Origin of the sequence: Synechococcus sp. SYN20, from assembly GCF_014279555.1 — a bacterium.
In the GTDB taxonomy this organism is placed as follows: Bacteria; Cyanobacteriota; Cyanobacteriia; order PCC-6307; family Cyanobiaceae; genus Synechococcus_C.
The window spans coordinates 2,168,304-2,185,375 of sequence record NZ_CP047959.1 but is presented as its reverse complement, the minus strand read 5'-3'; the positions used below and the strand labels follow the sequence as shown (position 1 = coordinate 2,185,375).

Below are 17,072 nucleotides of genomic sequence, written 5' to 3'. Positions count from 1 at the left end.
ATCTCGCCCTTCCACTCACCACCCGCCCCTGGGTTTTCCCGACATGGTTTCCATCAGACCCGACGAGATCAGCGCCATCCTCAAGCAGCAGATCGAGGACTATGACAAGTCCGTATCGGTCAGCAACGTCGGCTCAGTCCTGCAGGTAGGCGACGGAATTGCCCGTGTTTACGGCCTGCAACAGGTGATGGCTGGTGAGCTAGTTGAGTTCGAAGACGGTACTGAAGGGATTGCCCTCAACCTCGAAGACGACAACGTCGGCATTGTGCTGATGGGTCAGGGCATTGGTATCCAGGAAGGAAGCACTGTGCGTGCGACCGGCAAGATCGCCTCAGTTCCTGTGGGTGATGCCCTGCTCGGACGGGTTGTGAACCCTCTTGGTGAAGCCATTGATGGCAAGGGTGATCTTCCCTCTAATGAAACGCGTCTGATTGAGTCACCGGCTCCAGGAATCATTCAGCGCAAGTCTGTGCATGAGCCCATGCAGACTGGTATTACCGCGATCGACGCCATGATCCCCATTGGCCGTGGCCAGCGGGAGCTGATCATTGGTGACCGTCAAACCGGTAAGACAGCTATTTGTATTGACACGATCCTGAATCAGGCAGATCAGGATGTGGTCTGTGTCTATGTGGCAATTGGACAGAAGGCAGCTTCTGTTGCCCAGGTCACGGAAGTGCTGCGCGAGCGTGGTGCTCTGGATTACACCGTGGTAGTGGCTGCAAACGCATCGGATCCTGCTGCTCTTCAGTACCTGGCTCCTTACACCGGAGCATCGATTGCTGAGTACTTCATGTACAAAGGCAAGGCCACCTTGGTCATCTATGACGATCTGACCAAGCAGGCTCAGGCTTACCGCCAGATGTCTCTGCTCCTGCGTCGCCCACCCGGTCGTGAGGCTTATCCCGGTGACGTGTTCTATTGCCACAGCCGTTTGCTTGAGCGTGCTGCCAAGCTTTCCGATGCCATGGGTAAAGGTTCGATGACCGCCCTGCCGATCATTGAGACTCAGGCCGGTGACGTTTCTGCTTACATCCCTACAAACGTGATTTCGATCACGGATGGTCAGGTCTTCCTCAGTTCTGACCTGTTCAACTCCGGCCTACGTCCTGCGATCAACGTGGGTATCTCTGTGAGCCGTGTTGGGGGCGCAGCCCAGACCAAGGCGATTAAGAAGATTGCTGGAACCCTGAAGCTGGAATTGGCGCAGTTTGACGAACTGGCTGCTTTCTCACAGTTTGCTTCTGATCTTGATGCAGCGACACAGCAGCAGCTCAGCAGGGGCAAGCGTCTTCGTGAGCTGCTCAAGCAATCTCAGTTCAGCCCTCTCATTTTGGCTGAGCAGGTGGCGATCGTTTATGCAGGCGTTAAAGGCCTGATCGACGATGTGCCCGTTGAAGAAGTTGTTCAGTTCTCACGCGAATTGCGCGAGTATCTCAAGAGCAATAAGCCTGACTTCATCAGCAAAATCCAAACAGAGAAGGTCTTGAGCCCTGAAGCTGAGACCACTCTGAAAGAGGCGATTGCTGAAGTTGTGTCCACCATGATGGCCTCCGCCAACTGAGGGCTTAAGCCATGGCAAATCTCAAAGCGATCCGTGACCGAATTAAATCGGTCAAGAACACCCGCAAGATCACAGAGGCCATGCGCCTCGTGGCTGCGGCCAAAGTTCGTCGAGCCCAAGAACAAGTCTTGCGAAGTCGTCCGTTTGCGGATCGACTCGCGCGTTTACTAGAGAATCTTCAAGCGCGTATGCGCTTTGAAGATGCTGATGCTCCTCTGCTCGAGCAGCGCCCTGTTGAAACCATCACCTTGATGGCCGTCACTGGCGATCGTGGTCTTTGTGGTGGCTACAACTCCAATATCATCAGACGCACTGAGAAACGTTTCGCTGAGCTTCAACGCCAGGGTTACAAAGTCACTCTTGTGTTGATTGGTCGCAAAGCGATTAGCTATTTTACCAATCGTAGTTATCCCATTCAAGCTACTTTCACGGGCTTGGAGCAAGTACCTACTGCAGACGAAGCTGGTTCAATCGCTAGCGAAATCTTTGCTGAGTTTCTTTCTGAAACATCAGATCGTGTTGAGATCGTTTACACCAAGTTTATTAATTTGGTGAGCTGTAAGCCCGTCGTTCAGACGCTTTTACCTCTTGATCCTCAAGGGATTGCTGAGGCAGAGGATGAAATCTTCCGTCTCACAACCAAAGAAGGTCGTCTGACTGTTGAGACAGGAGATGCTCCTGCTAATACTCAACCTGCTCTGCCCTCAGACATCGTCTTCGAGCAAAGTCCTGATCAGCTTTTGAATGCGTTGTTGCCTCTGTATTTACAGAATCAACTTTTGCGTTCGTTGCAGGAATCGGCAGCGTCTGAGTTGGCCAGTCGTATGACTGCAATGAATAATGCCAGTGATAATGCCAAGGAATTGGCAAAAACGCTCACTCTTGATTACAACAAGGCGCGTCAGGCAGCGATTACCCAGGAAATTCTGGAAGTTGTTGGTGGCTCGGCGGCTGCAGGGGGCTAGCTCCCTGGTGATCATTAAAAAAGCCGGTCCTGTGGGCCGGCTTTTTTAATGGAGTGATGACTTTCACTCTTCTCCAGCTTTTCCCAACGGTTGTGGCCACAACCAAGCTGGTCATCGATCCGCTTGATCTTGCTGGGCATTTGCAGACGCTGCTGGCTCTTAGGGGTGGGGCTATTGGCAACCCCAGTGAGGGATGTGCTTGGACTGGGGATATCAACGGTGTCTGGCAGTTGCATCACCAAGCCGAATTTGCTCCCTTGGTGCAAAAGGTGTCAGAGCAGGCCACGGGTTACCTGGAGGCCGTTGGCTTTGATCGCAGCCAAGTGGCTTTGCATCTCCAGCGTTGCTGGCCTGTGCTGAGCGATTGGGATCAGCTCGTTGGCCGCCATCACCATCCCAATGCCCATCTCAGTGCGGTGCTCTATCTCACAGGAGATGGTTCAGGCAAGGAGGGTGTGCTTCGCGTGCATTCCCCTCATCAAAGCAATGAGCTCGTTCCAGGACTCGTCGCTGGCCATGGCGGGCCAATTTCTTCTGATCACCCTTTAAATTCTGAACGGTGGGATTTGGCTCCTGAGGTTGGCTTACTCGTGCTGTTTCCTTCCAGGCTTGATCACAGCGTGTTGGCGAATGGTGATCCTGAATCGCTCCGCTGCTCGATCAGTTTCGATTTTGTGATCACAGCTCCCGAGCAGGGCAACCCACCGGAATACCTGGCGCCCCATCCCTCGCAATGGAGTCCCTGCTCCGATCTGTCGTCATAGGGCCTGTTGCCCTGAGAAGATGAATGACCAAGGCTTCTCTTTAAGGATGAGCGATAACGCCATTGCTGCCGCTACCTTCAACGTCAGCATCGAGATCGATGGTTCTGAGCACAGTTTTTCCTGTCGCAGTGATCAGACCGTTTTGGCGGCTGCGGAAGAAGCCGGGGTCATGCTTCCCAGTTCTTGCTGTTCAGGTGTTTGCACAACATGTGCAGCCCGTCTGAAAAGTGGATCGGTGGAGCAATCTGATGCAATGGGGGTAAGAGAAGACCTACGTGCTGATGGTTTTACGTTGCTGTGCGTTGCGCTTCCTTGTTCCGATCTTCGGCTACTAGCGGGTCAAGAGGATGCGCTCTATGAGGCTCAGTTTGGTCAGTACCAAAAATGAGGTTGACGTCGAAAACGTTGCAATTCCCTTGGCCGAAAGATCTAAAGGCGTCTGATTTGCGTGGTTGGTTGAAAAATCAATTGCGCATTCATGGTGATCCCCTGCGTTGGGCGATTACCGCTGTCCATCATTCAGCGCAGGATCATGGTGCTGTCTTGCAGGTTGAAGCGGTGTTGATCGAGTGAGGGATGGGCTGGCTTTGGGATCTCCCTTGCCCACGGTGATGGTGGTCCCAACGGGTATTGGTTGTGCGATCGGCGGGTATGCCGGCGATGCCCTTCCGAGTGCCAGGCTTTTGGCCGCGGCCTCCGGGTGTTTGATCACCCATCCCAACGTGATGAATGGGGCTTCTTTGTATTGGAAAGACCAGCGCATTCACTATGTGGAGGGTTATGGTCTCGACCGCTTTGCCGCCGGCGATTGGGCGCTGCGATCTGTGCGTCAGCAGCGGATTGGTTTGCTTTTTGATGCCGGTATTGAGCCGGAGCTGCGTCACCGCCACCTACAGGTGGCCGATGGTTGTAGGGCAACGCTGGGCCTTGAAATCGGCCCTGTGGTGACTAGCGATGTGCCCTTAGGAGTTCATTTGGGCTTGGGCCACAGTGGAGCGAGTTGGGGCACTCTTGAGCGCCCCGATTCCTTATTGAGGGCGGGTGAACGCTTAAAAGCCAGCGGTGCAACGGCGATTGCGGTGGTTGCTCGCTTCCCCGACGATCAGGACAGTGAGGCTTTGCAGGCCTATCGCCATGGCAGTGGTGTGGACGCCTTGGCGGGAGCCGAAGCCGTGATCAGCCATCTACTCGTGCGCCACCTGCAGATTCCCTGCGCCCATGCACCGGCTTTGTCGGTGTTGCCGCTGGATCCGCAGCTGGATCCTCGTGCTGCAGGGGAGGAGTTGGGTTACACCTTTTTGGCGTGCGTGTTGGTGGGTTTAAATCAGGCACCAGCGTTGGTTCAGAGTTCAGCCGCCAAAGCAAGTGATCTTTTGGCTGATGATTTGGGAGTGTTGGTTGTCCCAGAGGGCTCTTTGGGAGGAGAAGCCGCGTTGGCTTGCCTGGAGCGCAGGGTTCCTGTGATCAGTGTTGCCAATCCGTCCGTCCTGGAGGTCACATCAACAGCCCTTGGTGTGGGCTCGGAGGTGTTGCATGCAGGCTCTTATGCCGAGGCGGCTGGATTGGTGCTGGCCTTACGCGAAGGTGTTGCTTTATCTGCATTGATGCGACCCTTATCTGCCTTGAAGGAGCTGGAGTAATGGCAAGCGCTGCTGGTTTTGGATCATCAAAAAGCAGTGAACCATGCCCTTGCTTGAGTGGAATGAACTACGAAAGCTGTTGCGAACCTCTGCATCGCGGGAGGCAATGGGCGATCACTGCTGAACAGTTGATGCGTTCGCGCTATTCGGCTTTTGCTCTTGCTGAAGTGGATTATCTAATCGCAACGCATCCGGATTCATTGACACCTTTGCTGCTACGCCGCAAAGAGTTACGTAAGAATTGCCGCGAGGTGCGTTGGTTGGGACTGAAGATCAAGGCCGTGGAGGCTGGCGGTGTGGAAGATCTTGAAGGCACGGTGACGTTCGAGGCGACATTTGGAGCGAGTGGCCAACGCAATGTGATGACTGAAACATCATTGTTTCAACGAAGGGATGGGAGCATAAAAAAGAACTGGCTTTATATCAAGCCGCTATGACTCAATAACCCCTGAGTGGTGCAACAGAAGGGATAATTAACAATGGTTTTTAATGCTTCCATGCATGTTTTATGAAAGGAGAAATTATTCTCTCCAAAAAAGTACAACGCCTTTATCTAATGCAAATTCAAAATATGATCCTGTCGAGAATCAAAGAAGTCTCTTCAGTTGTTAACGGGTGATTACTGAATCGTTGCCGATAAATGCTTCTGTGGCGTCGAAGAGTATAAGGGTGTTCCGAAATCAATTCCCATCGCCCTCAACGGATTACTAAAACTTCCTGTACATGAAAGTCTGTACTTGCGAGCTAGTGACAGCATTATTTGCAAAAAAAAGAGCCGGTCACTGACCAGCTCTTCTTAAAACTTGAATTATTGGATTAATTCAATAATTCAACCGAGACCGATTTGGGAAAGAATTCCTTGTCCCGTTAGGAGTTCTGTGCCGAGGCCGATCACGAAGCCCATCATGGCCAGTCTTCCGTTCCACTGCTCTGCAAATGACGAGAAACCTAATTTGGAGTCGTTCATGGATCGTTAAGAAAGTTGAACATACTGTAACAGACTGTTGCGTGTTTTAGCTGCTTGGCGCAAAGGTTCCCGTTTTGCGGCTGATTCGAGCTAGTGACGGGTCTGTCGAGGCGCTTCTGGCCACATGCCAGCGCCAAGCAGTGGCCTTTCAAGCAGTGCTTTTCTCGTCTGCTGACAAGTGCTGCGCAGTGAAGAGGAGCTCGATGGACATGTTCGGATTGCCTTTGTGGCTGGCCGTGCCCTTTTTTTCTGCTTTCGCAACTATTTAATTGCCTGTTTTTTGTTTGGAAGGGTTATGAGTCTTTATTTAGGATTGCCAATCATGAATTCACCGACGGAGCATTCGCTCTTGCCTGATATTCCGGAAACCTGTTCGAATAATTCACTGCTTCCAAAGCTAAGCCCGCACGGTGCGAGCCCCAGCGCTGTGGCAACAAGATAAAGTTGTTGATAAATTGATCCTGCATCTTTTAGGATCAGGGCATAGGCAAGCCCGGTTTCTGAATGAAGGCTTGCATTCCTTGCGTAGCGCGTAGCCATTACGATCAGGACATCAGGCTGCTGGCCCTGGCTAGGTGATACAGAAGCCGCCTGAGGGGCTCGACATGTTGTATTCACTGCCATCTCGAGCATGCTTTGGCATGGTTTGTTGAGATCACTCATCTTCCCAAGAGCGTGATCAAAAGAGTCGTAATGATAAAAGCCAGGGCTAATGCCGATGCACTGTTTAATGCATAGATAAAGCTCGATGGAATGGAGGCCTCCAGCACTTGCAGTAGGCCTCAGTAAGCCTTCGTAAGATCGAGGTAATCCTGGGTCGCAGGTGATCTCTTCTCGGGTATGCATGGAATACCAGAGTAGGCTCCCTAATGCTTTGGCGGTGATAGGCATGGAGCTGTAGGCGCGAATGGTTTGCCTTGCCTGAATGATTTGATAGAAATTTGAAATCTGATTGTTGATCGATGGTTTTGGTAGGGACACTTTGCTCAGAATGATTCTTTGATGCTTAGCTGGCGGGGTTTTCTTGTCGATTGTTTTCGGCAATAACTCTTCTTTGCATCGATCAATAAAATGGCCACGCGTGTGCGTATGGAAGCTCAGGTCTTGCCTGTTCCAACCGGCTGTGATGGCCTCTTGGTCGATCTCTACGTTGTTGCTGGTGTTGCAGATTCCAACCACGCCAGATGACAGTAAGAATGCAATAACATCTCGATGTTGAATGCGTAATTCTTCGGGTAGGAAGGTCCTGATGTCTTCCGTTGTGCAAGGCGATACGAGCTTCTGGATCAGTGGGTAAAGCCGATGATCTTGCAGGCGTAATGTTGTGGGAGATAAGGGTGTTGTGATATCTAGGCCTTCTATGCAGGGCTGAATGCTTATAAACTTTGAGAGTTTGAATTCTTTTTCAGTTTCTGGATAGGGATGCTGATCGAGTCCGGGATGGATCGGTAGGAGGCGCATGGCAATGCCATTGCATCCATCGATTTCGTGAATCAGTAAGCCGTTCTTGTAGAGCATCTTGAGTTGGGGCTCAAGAGCTAAATGCGGAGCTGTAGATTCTATTTTTTCTGGTATGGCTAAATATTGATTGCTTTCGATTCCAGCTTGAGATAGCTCTTTGAGAATTTTTTTTAGTGATTCTTTTACGCCTTTGAAGCGCAATGTCTGTCGATTGGGATTTGCTCGTGTGGCATAAGGGGTTGTGACAACCATGTCGTTGCCATCTGCGCTGATGTCTACCCCTTCACGAAATAAGTATCTAGGCATGTCTGTGACCTTTTGACCTTGACTGGAAGCCTTCTGTTGGATGTTATCCGTTGGTAGTTATGCATTAAAAGTTATCTGTTGAAAGCTATCTAATTGTGTGCTATGTCTGCGGTCGATTTCCGCTATTTTTTGCGTCTTGAAGGTCGTTTTTGTCCAGAAAAAAGCAGATCTTGATTAGCGCAAGCAGGCCATGGGATGACGAGGTGGCACATCGAGTGCTTTGGCGACACCTGGATGCCAAACAGAGCCCTGCACCGTATTAAGACCAGAAAGCAATTCAGGCCGTTCTGTCACCGCCTCCTCCAAGCCGCGCCCTGCGATGCCAACGATGTAAGGCAAGGTCACGCTCACGAGGGCTTCGGTGGAGGTGAACGGCACGGCGCCGGGCATGTTGCCTACGGCGTAATGCTGAACACCGTGGATGGTCACGGTGGGGTTTGTATGCGTTGTCTCGCGGCTTGTTGCGATGCAGCCGCCTTGATCGATGGCCACATCAACGATTGCTGAGCCTGGTTTCATCCCTTTCACCATCTCTTCATCCACCAGCGTTGGTGCCCTTCCTCCAGGCGTTAAAACGGCTCCAATCAGAAGATCAGCAGTGGGGATCAGTCTCTCGAGGAGCCCGCGGCTGCTCACAATGCTCATCAGGCGTCCGCTCCGATAGGCCTCCAGGCTGCGCAACCGTTCGGGAGAGCGATCCAGAAGCATCACTTCGGCATCCATGGCAGCCGCCAGACGTGCCGCGTTCCAACCCACGGTGCCTGCACCAAGAACCACCACGCGGGCTGGTTGCACACCAGTACAACCTCCGATCAGTACCCCTCGGCCTCCTTGCGGGCGCTCGAGCAATCGAGCCCCTACTTGTGCGGCAAGCCTGCCAGCGATTTCGCTCATCGGCGCCAGCAGTGGCAGGGTTCCGTTTTCTAGTTGCACTGTTTCGTAGGCAACGCCCGTGGTGCCAGCGGCAAGAAGGGCCTCGCCCACCTCTGGGTATGCCGCTAGGTGCAGGTATGTGAATAACACCATGTCATTCCGTAAAAAGCGGAATTCTTCAGGCTGCGGTTCTTTCACCTTTACGACCAAGTGAGCGCCCCAAGCTTGTTCTTGGTCCACGATCTGTGCGCCTGCAGCCGCGAAGGCCTCATCATCAATTCCTGCGCCGGAACCGGCACCGCTCTGGATCCGCACCTCCAGTCCGTGGGTCACGAGCTCTTTGACGGCATCGGGTGTGAGCGCGACGCGTTGCTCATCAACCTTGATTTCTTTTGGGACTCCGATGGTGGCCATCGGAGCCGTCAGTACGGATTGGGCCATGGCTGCCGAAGACGATTCTTCAATCTGACCCTGCTTTGCCGGATTGGCCACTGGTCTAAGTGTCTTGAAATCAGCGGGCGGCGATTGGGAGCCTCCAACCAGTCCCAAAGGCCTGTCGGCTCACTTTCAGGACAGGAGGAGCCTGGCGGCGTTTAAATTCCGCGCGTCGAAAGAGTTTCTCAATCCGTTTCACGTCAGCCGGATCATGTCCAGCTGCGATCAATTGAGCGCCTGAACTGTGCTTTTCGATCAGATCATTCAGAAGTGGATCGAGTGTTGCGTAGTCGGGAAGCGAGTCACTGTCTTGTTGGTCAGGACGTAGCTCCGCGCTAGGCGGCTTGTTCAGGATCTCCGGTCCGATCAAGTCGCTGTGCTCTGGAAGGCCAAGCTCTTTGCGACACCCCATGGCATCAGGGCTGTCTAACCAGCGGCAGAGGGAAAACACCGTTGACTTATAGAGATCACCGATCACTGCCAGCCCGCCATTCATGTCGCCGTAAAGGGTGCAGTACCCCACGGCAAGTTCTGATTTGTTGCCCGTCGCAAGCAAGAGCTGCCCTTGTTGATTGGCAACGGCCATGAGCAAGGTGCCTCGAATGCGTGATTGCAGATTTTCCGCCGTAATGCCCGACGGGGCTTGATCCAGTGCTGGGGTGAGGCTTGCTTCAAAGCCCTGCATCAAGCCTTGAATCGGCACTGTTTTAGTGGAAGCCCCCAGACGGTTTGCAAGCGCTTCTGCATCATCAATGGACCCATCAGAGCTCCAAGGAGAGGGCATCAGCATTGCCTGCACGCGATCTGATCCGAGTGCCGCTGCCGCAATCACAGCCACAAGCGCTGAGTCGATGCCGCCACTAAGACCGAGCAGGGCGCGTTGAAAACCGCATTTATCGGCGTAGTCATGTACGCCCAGCACAAGGGCCTTGAACAGTTGCTCGAGATCTGCGCTTTCCGAGGGGTATGTCGTACCTGTGGTTGTTTCAGAACTGGGATTGCTGCTGTCCCAGCAATCGATGGCTTCACGGCAGGCCGGAAGTTGCAATTCCACCTCACCGGTAGCTGCCATCACGAAACTGCCGCCATCGAACACCAACTCGTCATTGCCGCCCACCTGGTTCACATAAATCACTGGGCAATGAAGACGTTTGGCGGCGCGGGCGGCGAGCTGATGCCGGATCGATGCTTTGGTTCTGCCGAAAGGGGACGCGGAGAGGTTCAGCAACATATCCACTTGCTCTGGGATGAGGTTGGCGATTGGATCCGGTCCCACCAGGCGTTGTGCTTGAAGCGCGTCCTCAACCCAGAGGTCTTCGCAGATGGTGATCCCTAGGCGCCAATGCTGTCCTTCGGCTTGAAAGCTCAGAACACTGGGTTGGTTGGCAGGCCTGAAATACCGCGATTCATCAAAGACGTCATAGGTGGGGAGGAGTTGTTTGCGGGCTACAACACGCCAACCGTTTGCCTCCACCAGGGCTACCGCATTGAAGAGTCGTGGATGCTGCTGGTCTGGAGCAGGTTCCACAACCCCTACCAGCAGGGCCGTTTGCGGCAGGGCATGGCTGAGTCCCTGTTGCAGCTGATTGAGGGCCTCGCTTTGCTTCTGAAGATGCTCAGGACTTAACAGCAGGTCTCGAGGTGGGTAGCCCCAAAGGGAAAGTTCTGGGCTCACCACTAACGCGGGGGAAGTGCCCTGCGCCTGCTGGCTGATTTTGAGACAAGCCTCTAGTAGCCGTTTGGCGTTCCCGGACAGATCGCCCACCAGAGGATTGGTCTGGGCCAGGGCGATGCGCATGGCAGTTCAGGAGGGAGCGTCTTGGAGTCCATAAAGATTGTGCTGCAAAAGGAGGGGCCAGAGCGGTTTTGGGATTTGATCCGCCTTACTCGTCTTGCGAATGCTTGAGCTGGCTGTTTCAGGAATCTCCAAGGGCAGCACAGTGATCTGTGCACCGAGGTGGCGGAGTCCTTCGAGGTGTTGGGGCTCCAGCGGCCAACCCTTTCGCGGCACGACTCCCAGCCGGCAGCGCTTGAGCCAAAGCTCGCTTTGCTTCCAATGGGGGATCTGAGCAGCCAGATCACTGCCCACAACAAAGCAGAGCTCGTGATGGGGCCACAGACGTGCTGCACGTTCAACCGTGGTGATGGTGTATGGGCTACTGAGTGTTTGGTCGATGCTCAACCGTGGATTGTCGATGGCCATGACCAAGGCCTGGAGCAGCTCGCTGCGGAGCTCTAGGCAGGCATCGTGGCGTTTCATTGGGTTGTCGCTAGCCCAGGTTGCGACACGTTGAAAGTGATCTAAAAGGCCCTCGAGGAGACCCTGATGCCCGAGCGTTGGTGGATCAGCGCTGGTGCCAAGCAGGGCGATGGTTGCGGTCATGGCAGGAGCCCGTCGCGCCGGGGCCGACTTGATGGCTGTGGCCAATCTGCAATCAGGCGTTGCATGTTGGTATCGCTGCGAATAAGGCGTCGCATGAGGGTTGTCGGTGCTGGATTGCCCCGCCGCCCTCGACCGCGTTGATCGACCAGCCAGCGTGCTGTGAGCCGGCCAGTCCTGCGCGTTGTGTGCACAGCGAGAGCCGCCTGGGCTAAGGCGACGGGCGCAGCTGGACCGAGGCTTAATCCCCCGGAAAAAGGGGCAGCGATGAGCAACAGCTGTCGAAGACCCGAGAGCGCCAGCTGAAGTCCCAGTTGGACGCCTCCCAACATGGCGTTATGCCCCGAGAGCCGTTGCATCAGCCGTCGTGCTGCTGGTCCTCCCATCGGCAGGTCATAGAGCTTGCAAAGCTGCACCACCAGGGCGGTATCGCAGGCCATACCTCCGGCTAGATCGAGTAACACCAGAGGATTGGCTGCAACCCCTGTGGCCTTGAGCGCTGCGTAGCGGCCGATCAGGCTTTGCGCATCATGTCGTCGGCGCTCCAGTCGACCGAGTTCCAGTTGTTGTTGGAGCCGTTCTGCTTGACGGAGCGCATTCAAGGCCAAGAGGGCTTGGCCTTGCTCTTGCAGCAGATGGATCACAGCAGTGCATAGCGGGTTCACGACCGCTGGTTGGCGCTCGCTGCGAACCCTGCCGTCGGACTGTTGGCAGGCTTTGCGAGGGGCTGCTGAAACGGAAATCGGTTGAGGGATTTTCGCGCGATGGTTGCGATAGCAACGCTCCTGGATCCTTTGGCTGATGCTTTGCAGGAGGCACTCGAGTTGTTCTGGGGGACAACAATCACTGCGGTTCAGCACCGGAAGGACCGGTTTTCCACTGCTCATCAAGGTCTCCAAGGCATCGAGCTCAACCCTGCTGATGTCGGCATCCAACACAAGCAGCACAAGATCGGACTGCAGGGCTACCCGCGCTGCCAGTCGCGCACGCGCCGCTGCTGCAACCTCATCGATTCCTGGCGTGTCGACGAGTTCGACCGTGTTGAGACCAGGAATGGAGATCGTCCAAGGCAAAGCTTGTTGCTGTCTGGTGCAGCCGTGAGCTACGTCAGTGGCCAGGAGTTCTTGGCCGATCAGGGCATTGACGAGGCTTGATTTCCCCACTCCCACGCGGCCGAAGACCGCGACGCGCAGGTTGCGATTCGACAGGCGGTCCAATTGCAGGTCCAAGCTCCTGAGCGAGCCCGCCAACACGGTTTGTTCTCGGCGATTGAGCTGGAGCTGAGATCTCCAGGTTTGTAGCAGTGAGAGGCACCGCTCCGTAGTGGATGGAGGCGAGGACGTCGTCATGACGCCCCATTGGCTCCTGCTGACTTGCGCCACCAGCCAGCGAGCACGGCCAGAACTGCATCAGGGCCAATGACGCCAACAAACCCTCCGAATTCATCCACCACAACTCTGACCCCGCTGTTATCGCGACGGAAGGCTGTTAGTAATCGATCGGCGCGAATCATTTCAGGCACAAATTCGACGGGTTCGCTCAGATCTGCTGGGGTGAGTTGACCTTGGTTTTGGACGAGTGCCGCCAACAATCGATCGCGACTGGCGACACCTAAAACCTTGTCCACCGCATCACCTAAGACCACCCACCATTGGGCTTCGTTTTCGAGTAGGGCAGACCTTAGCTGCAGCAATGTGCTTGCACCGTCCAGGCTCGGAGCAGCAACCCTTGGTGTCATCAAATCCCTCGCGGTGAGGTCGTTGAGCTGGAACACCTTGGCGATCATCGCCGCCTCATCCGCTTCGATTTGGCCGGTTTGGGATCCCATCCGGGCCAGCAGTCGAATCTCCTCTTCGTCGGTATTGAGTTCACTTTCCTGAGTAATGGCCGGCAGCAGTCTCTCCAGCAGAAGAACGAGCGGACGCATCAGAACGCCAAGCAGGTGCAAAACCGGTGCACTAGCGAGGGAGACAGGCAGCGCCAGTCGGGTGCCGATCGCCTTGGGGAGAATTTCTCCTAAAAGAATCACCAGCACGGTGAGACCGATGGAGAAGAGAGGGAGAGCCACCGCGCTGATCCCCATATCTTCGAAGAGCCAAGCGGCGTATCCACCGAGCATCAAACTGCCGAAAATATTGAAGCCGTTGTTGGCAATCACCAGCACCGACAGGGTTCGGCCGAGTCGCTGACGGAGCTGGGCTAAGCGCCGAGCACCGGCAACAGGTTTGGATCGACCCGCGAGTTCGACAACGCGAACAGGGTTGACGGAGAGCAGAGCCGCCTCGACGCCAGAACACAAGGCGGATCCGGTGAGGACCACGACCACCAGCAGAATCAGGATCAGCAGGTCGTGAGTCATGCCTGGATGCTTTGCCTGCCATCCTGACGTCTATCTGGTGCCCTGTCTCCGTCGTGGTTCATAGTTCTCTCCCTATTGATGCTCAGGGTTACGCCGAGCGCCGTCAGCGCTTCATGGCCCATCTTGGCGGCGCGGCTGCTGTGATTCCAGCGGCAACTCTGGTTACACACCATGCCGACTGTGAGTGGCCCTTTCGTCAGAACAGCGACTTTTGGTATCTCACCGGATTTGATGAGCCGGATGCCGTCGCCCTGTTTTTGCCGCATCGGCCTGAAGGCGAGCGCTATGTGTTGTTTGTGAATCCTCGAGAGCCAGGGGCCGAGGTGTGGACAGGACGGCGTTGGGGCACCGAGGGTGCGGTGGATCAGTTCGGCGCTGATGTGGCTCACCCGCGCTCTGAGTTGGCCACCCATCTGCGTGGGTACCTGAAAGATGCTGAGGGCATCGCCTTCCGTACCGGACATCACCCGGCGGTGGAGTCCGTGGTGCTCGAGGTTTGGGCTGAACAATTGGATCGCGCCTCGCGACGGGGAGCCGCGGCTCTTGGGCTGGTTGCGCCCTGCCCTGTCTTGCATGAACTGCGCTTGCGCAAAGATCCAGCGGAGCTCGATCGGATGCGTGAAGCGTGCCGCATCTCAGCGGAGGCTCATGAGTTGGCGCGTGCAGCAGTAAAGCCTGGGATGAGCGAGCGACAGGTACAAGCCCTGATCGAGTTTCACTTCCTTGATCAAGGGGCCAGGGGCCCTGCCTATGGCTCAATCGTTGCAGGAGGAGATAACGCTTGCGTCCTGCATTACATCGACAATCAAGATCTGCTCAAAGACGGTGATCTGTTGCTGATTGACGCCGGCTGCTCAATCGGTGACTACTACAACGGAGATATCACCCGCACCTTTCCCGTGAATGGTCGTTTCAGCGGTGAACAGCGAGCTCTCTATGAACTTGTTCTGAGCGCTCAGGAATCGGCTATTGCCACCGTTAGGCCTGGAGGAACCGCGGAAGAGGTGCACCAGACCGCTTTGCGCCAGCTTGTCGATGGTTTGCTGGATCTAGGCCTTTTGGCTGGAGAGGCAGACGGGATCATCGAGCAGGGTGCCTACCGCCATCTGTATATGCACCGCACTGGGCACTGGCTTGGTTTAGATGTGCACGACGTTGGTGCCTACAGGCTTGGTGAGCATCATGTGGAGCTTGATCCAGGCATGGTGCTCACAGTGGAGCCTGGTCTCTATGTCAGTGACCGGCTACCGGTCCCGGATGGTCAGCCTGAAATCGACGAACGCTGGAAAGGGATCGGCATTCGCATTGAAGATGATGTTGTCGTTCTCAAGGATGGCTACGAGGTTTTAACGGCTACGGCTTTGAAAGACATTGCTTCGATGGAGCGCTGATGACGTTTAGCTCACCACTTGCAGTGAGATCCAGACCAAACCAACGGATAAGAGCATCAGGCCATCGAGTTCGCTGACCCTGCCGCTCAGAGGGCGGACCAGGATCAGTGTGAGAACTAGCAATACGGATTCCATCGGATTGAGCCCAAGGATCACGTTGGTGTTTGTCAGTTCTCCAATGAAGAGCACCGCTGGAACGGTGAGGCAAAGAGTGGATAAGGACGATCCGTAGAGCGTATTGAGAGACCGTTGCACCTCTCCTCGATTCGCAGCTTGGAATGCATTGAGAGCTTCCGGAGCCACGACGAGAAGGCCCACCAACACACCACCCAGGGAGCTGGGGAGCCCGAGGTCGGTGATACCCACTTCGATCAAGTTCCCCATGGATTCAGCGATCAGGACCAAGACCAAGAGGCCAATCGCCATGAGAAGACCGCTACGAAGCGCCGAGTCGTTGTCGCCGTCTGCTGCCTCCTGCAGCCCATTGGTTGCTTCGGTTTCCTGCAACTCCAGTTGCCTGGGGGCTTCAAGAAACAGATTGCGATAGGAGCCGGTTTGGAAGCGCAGGAAAGCTGCATAGAGCCCAATGGCCACAACGGTGAGAAGCCAGTTGATCGGAAGGGAAAAGTTGGCTTCCGAGCTATCAGAGCTGAAATTAGGGAGCACCAACACAAGCACGCTCATCGTCGTGATCAAGTTGATGTAGGTGGAAGCACCGCTCTGGTTGACGGTGGCCATGTCTTCTGGCCGGAAGGGTTCCGTGAACCCAGATGTTTGAAAGCGTGACGCCAAGATCAAGGTGATTCCTTTCACCCCGGTGAGAACAATCATCAACACCGAGAACATCGAATCCCTTGCCAAGGTGGGATTGCTCTCGCCGCTCAACATGGTGCTGGTGACCAGAGCCAGCTCAATCAGGATCACGGAGCCTGTCAGCACAAGCGTGCCAATCGGCTCACCGAGCATTTCGGCGAGATGATCGGCTTGGCTGGCAATGCGCCTCGCCAGCAGCAAAATCAAAAGACTGAGTCCTCCTAATCCCCCCAAGACGAGCGTTGCCGACTGCAGCAAGAGCCAATCCAGAAGATGGGTGGTTTGGAGGCCGATTAGGACGACCGCTCCAAGAAGCACGGGCCACTCTTTGCGCATCAATCTTGATTGGGATCCCAGTTGAGTGCCGCCTTGGTCGTGGGGAAGATCACCTCTGCTCCCGCAGCTCGTAGGTTCTCTTCGTAATGCGCTCGCGCCTCAGATTGCCCTGGGCTTTGGAGGTGGGGAGGAACAACAGCCAAGCTCATCCAACGCTGCTGAGGGACCTGCTCCTGGGCGCGCATCACGGTGTGGACGTCGGCGACGGTGTCCCCGAGATAGGCAATGAGTGGTGCGTCGGAACCGAGGCTGCAATCCAAAAGGGTGCTTGCCAACCTGATGAGCCCTTCGGGATCTGGTTTGTCTGGTGCATCTCCCATTGCAATTAGGGGAGGGTTCTGCAAACCGAGACGCTGCTCGAGAAGAAAGCGCGCGGACGGTGGCTCTGCACCGCTCACAAACCCCCAACGGATGTCCCGATTCGTTAGTGCTGCAAAAAAGTTTGGATCGACGAGGAGGGGTTCATCGCAGATGAAACCATCCCAAGTGAAGGGATCTCCCTCTGGATCAGATCCAAAGTAAAAACGGCTGAACACCTCGATCAGATCAGCGCGACTTGGCAGTGCATCTGAATGGGAAGAAGGCGTGTTTGAGCGATGGGTCAGTGCGTGCCGACGGAGCAGTTCGAGGCTCGCGTCCCAGTCATTGTTCCAGCGTCCTTCTCCTTTCAGTGCGTCAACCGTCTCGTGACCAGGCTCCCACCCGCAGTAGTGATGCACGGTGGCCTGGAGAGCACGGCGATAACTGCCTGCTACATCCCGAATGACGCCATCAATGTCGAAAAGCAGGATTGCTTGTGGCTTTGATCCTGAGGATTG

General features: G+C 55.1%; 17 protein-coding genes. 8 read left to right on the top strand and 9 right to left on the bottom strand.

The window, feature by feature from the left end:
* Positions 1-43 precede the first annotated feature (43 nt).
* The 7 genes from atpA to SynSYN20_RS11615 are packed head-to-tail and all read left to right on the top strand — an operon-like array spanning position 44 to position 5,370.
* Entirely contained in the window at positions 44-1,564 is a 1,521-nt protein-coding gene (atpA, locus tag SynSYN20_RS11645; RefSeq protein ID WP_186523788.1) for a F0F1 ATP synthase subunit alpha, read from the top strand.
* An 11-nt stretch (positions 1,565-1,575) separates the two neighbouring features.
* Positions 1,576-2,529 carry a F0F1 ATP synthase subunit gamma gene (locus SynSYN20_RS11640; protein WP_186523787.1) on the top strand — a complete coding sequence of 318 codons (954 nt, stop codon included), beginning with the start codon at positions 1,576-1,578 and terminating at the stop codon, positions 2,527-2,529.
* 56 nt (positions 2,530-2,585) lie between these two features.
* The gene (locus tag SynSYN20_RS11635; protein WP_186523786.1) at positions 2,586-3,293 is read left to right on the top strand and encodes a putative 2OG-Fe(II) oxygenase; all 708 of its coding nucleotides are present in this window, start codon (positions 2,586-2,588) and stop codon (positions 3,291-3,293) included.
* A gap of 46 nt (positions 3,294-3,339) precedes the next feature.
* A complete protein-coding gene (locus SynSYN20_RS11630; RefSeq protein ID WP_255476260.1) occupies positions 3,340-3,681 on the top strand; it encodes a 2Fe-2S iron-sulfur cluster-binding protein in 342 nt (113 codons plus the stop codon).
* Positions 3,678-3,866 carry a hypothetical protein gene (locus SynSYN20_RS11625; RefSeq protein ID WP_186523785.1) on the top strand — a complete coding sequence of 63 codons (189 nt, stop codon included), beginning with the start codon at positions 3,678-3,680 and terminating at the stop codon, positions 3,864-3,866. Before SynSYN20_RS11630 ends, SynSYN20_RS11625 begins: the two co-directional genes overlap by 4 nt.
* Before the next feature lie 38 nt (positions 3,867-3,904).
* Entirely contained in the window at positions 3,905-4,933 is a 1,029-nt protein-coding gene (locus SynSYN20_RS11620) for a DUF3326 domain-containing protein (RefSeq protein WP_186525624.1), read from the top strand.
* Positions 4,933-5,370 (top strand): YchJ family protein, encoded by a 438-nt coding sequence (locus SynSYN20_RS11615; RefSeq protein WP_186523784.1) that lies wholly within the window; start codon positions 4,933-4,935, stop codon positions 5,368-5,370. The genes SynSYN20_RS11620 and SynSYN20_RS11615 overlap by 1 nt, the downstream gene beginning before the upstream one ends.
* Before the next feature lie 392 nt (positions 5,371-5,762).
* On the opposite strand, the gene SynSYN20_RS11610 is transcribed toward SynSYN20_RS11615, so the two are convergent.
* The 7 genes from SynSYN20_RS11610 to SynSYN20_RS11580 form a co-directional block, all read right to left on the bottom strand.
* Positions 5,763-5,900 carry a high light inducible protein gene (locus SynSYN20_RS11610; protein WP_186523783.1) on the bottom strand — a complete coding sequence of 46 codons (138 nt, stop codon included), beginning with the start codon at positions 5,898-5,900 and terminating at the stop codon, positions 5,763-5,765.
* A 303-nt stretch (positions 5,901-6,203) separates the two neighbouring features.
* On the bottom strand, positions 6,204-7,613 hold the full coding sequence (locus tag SynSYN20_RS11605; protein ID WP_255476259.1) for a SagB family peptide dehydrogenase: 1,410 nt from the start codon (positions 7,611-7,613) through the stop codon (positions 6,204-6,206).
* Positions 7,614-7,841: 228 nt separating this feature from the next.
* Positions 7,842-8,981 (bottom strand): alanine dehydrogenase, encoded by a 1,140-nt coding sequence (gene ald / locus SynSYN20_RS11600; RefSeq protein WP_186523781.1) that lies wholly within the window; start codon positions 8,979-8,981, stop codon positions 7,842-7,844.
* Between the two features lie 70 nt (positions 8,982-9,051).
* Positions 9,052-10,773 (bottom strand): NAD+ synthase, encoded by a 1,722-nt coding sequence (locus tag SynSYN20_RS11595; RefSeq protein ID WP_186523780.1) that lies wholly within the window; start codon positions 10,771-10,773, stop codon positions 9,052-9,054.
* Positions 10,774-10,779: 6 nt separating this feature from the next.
* Complete coding sequence (locus SynSYN20_RS11590; protein WP_186523779.1) at positions 10,780-11,358, bottom strand: nicotinate-nucleotide adenylyltransferase; 579 nt, start codon at positions 11,356-11,358, stop codon at positions 10,780-10,782.
* Positions 11,355-12,704: a GTP-binding protein gene (locus tag SynSYN20_RS11585; RefSeq protein ID WP_186523778.1), complete on the bottom strand. Its 1,350-nt coding sequence runs from the start codon at positions 12,702-12,704 to the stop codon at positions 11,355-11,357. The genes SynSYN20_RS11590 and SynSYN20_RS11585 overlap by 4 nt, the downstream gene beginning before the upstream one ends.
* Positions 12,701-13,714 (bottom strand): CNNM domain-containing protein, encoded by a 1,014-nt coding sequence (locus SynSYN20_RS11580; RefSeq protein ID WP_186523777.1) that lies wholly within the window; start codon positions 13,712-13,714, stop codon positions 12,701-12,703. Before SynSYN20_RS11580 ends, SynSYN20_RS11585 begins: the two co-directional genes overlap by 4 nt.
* A 53-nt stretch (positions 13,715-13,767) precedes the next feature.
* On the opposite strand from SynSYN20_RS11580, the gene SynSYN20_RS11575 reads away from it, so the two are divergent.
* Positions 13,768-15,105, top strand: a complete 1,338-nt coding sequence (locus SynSYN20_RS11575; protein ID WP_186523776.1) for an aminopeptidase P N-terminal domain-containing protein — start codon at positions 13,768-13,770, stop codon at positions 15,103-15,105.
* A 6-nt stretch (positions 15,106-15,111) separates the two neighbouring features.
* On the opposite strand, the gene SynSYN20_RS11570 is transcribed toward SynSYN20_RS11575, so the two are convergent.
* Both SynSYN20_RS11570 and SynSYN20_RS11565 read right to left on the bottom strand, forming a co-directional pair.
* A complete protein-coding gene (locus SynSYN20_RS11570; RefSeq protein WP_186523775.1) occupies positions 15,112-16,254 on the bottom strand; it encodes a calcium:proton antiporter in 1,143 nt (380 codons plus the stop codon).
* Entirely contained in the window at positions 16,254-17,045 is a 792-nt protein-coding gene (locus tag SynSYN20_RS11565) for a TIGR01548 family HAD-type hydrolase (RefSeq protein ID WP_186525623.1), read from the bottom strand. The genes SynSYN20_RS11570 and SynSYN20_RS11565 overlap by 1 nt, the downstream gene beginning before the upstream one ends.
* Positions 17,046-17,072 lie beyond the last annotated feature (27 nt).